Consider the following 4988-nt stretch of genomic DNA (forward strand, 5'->3'; position numbering starts at 1 on the left):
TGCGATAGAGACATATGTGGAAAGGAGCAGCCAGAAAAGGCTGCTCCCCCGGTCGTACACTTTCATTATTTGCCGTCTGACTCCTTCGGCAAGTTGAGCTGCTTGACGAACTGTTCGAGACGGGGATAGGCACTCTTCAGAAATTTTCTCGTATCCTCGGAATTACGATAGACAACCTCCATCTCCAGGTCCTTCATGATTTTGAGAAATTTCGGATCATCCATCCCCTTATGAAATGCCTCATCCAGCTTCTTCACCACGTTTGCAGGCGTTCCCTTGGGCGCTGAGAAAAGATAGTACAACTCAGCTACAAAATTGTACCCCAGCTCCCTGAACGTCGGCACGTCGGGAAGAGACTTCGCACGATTGTCATCCTGGATTCCCAGCACGCGAACTTTTCCCGTCTTGACATAATCTATGATTTCCAAAACTCCGCCCGATTGGGCTTGTATATGGCCTCCAAGCAATGCTGTCAATGCTTCGCTGCTACCCTTGAAGGGAACATGGGTCCACTTGATCCCCTCCTGTTTGGCAACGTATTCCATAGCCAGATGCGGAGGTCCGCCAACGCCTGATGTTCCATAGTTGATCGCCCCCGGGTTTTTCTTCGCATAATCGACGAACTCTTTGAAAGTCTTCCACGGTGAGCTTGCCTGAACCAGTAAACCCGTGGGAGGCGCCTTTGCAAAAGTCATGATGAACGTAAAATCGTCTAATGTGTAGGAGACCTGCCGGACTTGCGGAACATACAGGAGACCACCCGAGGATGTGCCCGCGAGATGATAGCCGTCCGGTTTCTCCTTTGCGATGAGACCGTAGCAGACCGATCCTCCTCCGCCGCCCTTGTTCGACACGACAAAGGGCTGACTCAGGAACTTCTCAGCTGCCGCGGCTATCCCGCGAATGCAAGGATCCTGCGCCCCACCCGGAGCCATTCCGATGTAAATGTTCACCGGTCTCGTCGGGTATTGCTGGGCAGGCGAAACGGTGGGCATTAGTAACAAAAAAATCCCGGACAACAATAGTATACTTCTCATTGTAGATCCTCTGCCTTTCATGGTGCACCTCCTTTGAATCGGTCTCTTTAATCCTATCTTCTATCATCCTCAAACTACATGGGGCTTTGGCCGACGCAACATTACCACTATTGCATGAACTTACGGACGAATCAAATACAAAAAGAGCATCGATGCGTGATCGAATGTTCTTCAGTCGCTGTATAGAAGCACTCCCGTCCCAAATAACCTTGAAGGGGGCACCCGAGCAGGTGGAATTTAAATCGACCAGAAATAAATAAAATCCCCGACGGGACATCCATGAACCAGTTTAACAATATATTCGGACACATTCTACACATAGTCTCGAAACGAGAATTCTAGACAGCCGTGAAAAACGCTTGACCTGTTCATCAGAAGAGGAAGAAAGACAGGCGCCACGAAGCCGCTTGGTACGCTTCACATCCGGCGGACTCTGCGCTATCCAGAATTGCGCTTCAAAGAGTGGATATGACCAATGTCAGCTACTTTCTATGACCGGGTACCGGCTCAATGCCGTTGGCGACTGCAAAACTGGCGTTGTAGTTCACGACCGCCCACGCGGTTTTCGTTCGGCGGTCGACACCGTAAGTGCCGAGACCATAGCTCGACTTCCATGGGCCTCTTACAAACTTCTTGGTCCCGCCGACGTTGTTGTTAACGGCATTGACCCAGGTACCTTTGATATCTTTGGTACCAATGCCGAAACTGGCCTTGCCGGGATGTTTGGCCAGGTGCGGGTTGTACGTTATGGAAAGGGTATAGGCATCGGTCTTGTCGGCGCCCAAGTCGGCCATGCCCCAGAGCGTAAAGATATCGCTTGCAAGGAGATTGTTGTCCTTGGGTACCCACCCGGTATCGACGGTCTTGGTCAATTGCCGGTCGTTGTAATCCTTCTTGACACTGCCGTTGGTACCACTGAGGATCTTGGCCCTTGTGCGCCTGTAACCCGATTCGCCGTTCGCAACGGCTCTCGATGTGTCATCGGTCAACACGTAGCTTCCACCCTGAGGCACCAGAATTTCCTTACCGTTCTGGCTGTACCCCCAGGTTTCCTTCTTCACGAAGTTGAACGTGGGGGTAATGTGGTTACCGGCCACCGCGCATGACTGGGGCGTTCTGCCGTCAGGGTAGCATTTGTCGGATGCCCAGTTGCCATGATCGTCCGAGTAGTAATCGGCGGTCACGCGGGGCCCGTCAACGGTGTAGATGTAGTAACCGATGGTGTACATTTCCTGGGAAAGAGAGGTTTCGCGGCTTTTCTGGCCGTACCACTTGGCATCGGCCAGGGACTTGGGCGTATAGAACTTGCTGCTGTTGGAAGCTGTGATGAGCTCCTCGACGGTGGAGTTGCCGTCCGGGCTGGCCACGATGGAACGCTGATGGATATGGTCGTGGCCGCTGATATAGTACTTCACGTCGTTGTTCATGAGACTCGCGAAGAAGTCGTTCTGCATAACCGGATTCTCATTTGTGTAGCCCGTGAAGATCGAATCCTGGTGGCTTTCTCCTATGAGGTTCTGATGGGAGAAGACAAAGGCGTGCGTCGTGCCCCGTGTGTTCTTGTTAAGACGGTTACTGATCCAGGCCTGCTGATCTGCAATAGAGTGGCCATAGCGGTAGTTGGCCGCGTCGACTCTCTTGCTGGGCGTTGCCCAATTATCAATAATAACGAAACGGCCGTTGCCATAGTCAAAAGAATAACTCATGCCATCGAGGTCAGCACTGACTGCAGTGGGGCTGCTGAAGTTCGTCGCGCCAAACGTGTTGCCGACTCCCCGTGTTTGTGGGAAGTTGCTCTGGATAGCGGGTATCGCAAAACTATTGCTGCCGTCGGGCTTTGCAGACGTCTCGTGGTTGCCGCGCATGGGGAAGAAGCCGATGCCCGCGGTGTAGAGATGCTGTGCCGCACGAGCCCTGATTACAATGTCAGCATTGTTGCCGCTCTCCGTCAGGTCACCTACCTGAACGACGAACTTCACGCCCTGCTCGATGAGCCGCCGGTTGATCTGGTTGATGATCGAAGCTGGGACGCCGTTCGGGTTCTGCCCCGCGGGATCAGTGGGGCACGTCCACTGGGTATCGCCCATGACCGCGAACTTCCAGGCGTCGGCAGAAGCGCTGGTGGTGCCTAAGAGCACCGCGAGCAGCAGCGCGCATAGCACCGTGAAGTTAGGGAACTTCTTCATAGTCTGCTCCTTTGTTGGTTGAGCTTAGTTTCACGCTTTATAGCAGGCCTACGTTAGAAGACAGTTAAGAATGCGTTAATTGTGTGTGAACCGGCTTCTCGCCTGGTTCGCTTGGTGTTACTAAGGCCATGTGCCTCTCCAGAATGGCCTGTTTCACGGAAAGAACCTCTGCGCCGTCCCCGATTTAGTGGTCATACCGAAATAAGAGCGTGAAGCAGAATTTGGTAAAAACAGCAGCAAGAATTTTTCTGTTTGAATAGTATCGACTTCACCTACAAGTCAACGCCCTACGATAACTCCTGGGACTAGCGATTACGAATGGAAATGTGCATAGCCACCGTATTCTCACTTGAGCCCCACCTTGCGCAAGGCGCCATATAGCCTCTCACTATCCTCAGACCTCTTATACATGCGCCAATAATTCCATGATGAAAGGGAAAAGGTTGGGTCAAGCTTGAGCAACTGCTGGGCTGCTTCTTTGGCTTCCTCCATCCTTCCAAGCATACTGTATGAGGCGATCAGAAATGGATCCCGACTGACGGAGGACCCATATAATTCTATGCTTTTCTTCATGTTCGAAATCGCCTCTTCATAGAGCCCAGCAGTGAAGCAGGATTGGCCCATAAAGTCCACATAAACTGGGTATCCCTCAGATAGGTACAAGGGATTTAGCTCTCTTGATTTCTTGACTGCTGCAATTGCCTCCTCTCCACGGCCGACCCAATTAAGGTAATACCCCAACCATACTATCGTATCAGAGTCGCCTGGTTGTATATTTGCCGCTCGATTCGCTGCGGCAAGGGCATCATCGTGTTTACCTTGCATCAAATAGACACTCGCCAAGGCCATGTATGACGCCGGAAATTTGTCATCGACTGATATTCCTTTCTGGGCCAGCTCCAATGCCTTTTTGAGGTCTTCCTGGGGAAACCATCCAAACCGAACACCTCTGCTGACCAGAAACGATTGAAGTTGATATCCGCCTGCGAAATTGGGATCCAGGTCTATGACCCGCTGACACATCTCTATTCCCTTGAGAGTGTTTTGCTTTTTGTGCACATATTGTTCCGTTTTGGCCCGTAAATATAAATCATAGGCTTCAAAGCTTTCAGTGTGTTTGCGAGGCAGGCGATCTGTATCAGCCGTCGTCAAAGCTACAGCGAGTTCTGAGACCACCTTCCGTGTAACCTCATCCTGCACGGAAAAGATGTCCTTCAGCTCCCGGTCGTATTTATCCGCCCATACGTGCTGCCCTGTCTTGCCATCGATGAGCTGGGCGGTAATGCGCACCCTGCCGCTCGCTCGACGCACGCTCCCTTCCAACACATGGCTAACTCCAAGGTCCTTCGCCACCTCCTCAATCTTTACCTGTTTCCCTTTGTACAGGAAGGTGGAATTCCGGGAGACGACAAAGATCCTGGAGAGCTTGGATAGGTTGGTGATGATGTCCTCTGTGATCCCATCACTGAAATATTCCTGCTCAGGATCGCCGCTCATGTTCACGAAGGGTAGCACCGCAATGGAGGGCTTATCTGGAAGAGGGAAGGCCATCTTCTCCGTGGAGACAACCTCTCCGGGAGGGGCCGTGGGACGCAGGTGTAAACGCCAGACCGCGAAGAGAGCGACTACCAGAATCAGGACAACCCCTAAGGGGAGAGCCAGCCGCTGCCATGGTCTCTTATCCCTTTTATCCGCGGTGACCTCTTTAACCCCCGGCTCCATCAGAATGCGGTATACCCTGACCGGCTCCTTGATATTCTTGACG

3 protein-coding genes are annotated in these 4988 nt (G+C 52.2%); all 3 read right to left on the reverse strand.

What is annotated here, in order from left to right; translation table 11 throughout:
* Positions 1-65: 65 nt before the first annotated feature.
* Complete coding sequence (locus tag VMT62_00430; protein ID HVN94871.1) at positions 66-1058, reverse strand: tripartite tricarboxylate transporter substrate binding protein; 993 nt, start codon at positions 1056-1058, stop codon at positions 66-68.
* 461 nt (positions 1059-1519) lie between these two features.
* The gene (locus tag VMT62_00435) at positions 1520-3124 is read right to left on the reverse strand and encodes a metallophosphoesterase (protein HVN94872.1); all 1605 of its coding nucleotides are present in this window, start codon (positions 3122-3124) and stop codon (positions 1520-1522) included.
* A gap of 444 nt (positions 3125-3568) precedes the next feature.
* On the reverse strand, positions 3569-4988 hold a 1420-nt coding region (locus tag VMT62_00440), incomplete at its 5' end, for a tetratricopeptide repeat protein (GenBank protein ID HVN94873.1).

This window comes from Syntrophorhabdaceae bacterium, from assembly GCA_035541755.1.
GTDB lineage: Bacteria > Desulfobacterota > Syntrophorhabdia > Syntrophorhabdales > Syntrophorhabdaceae > PNOF01.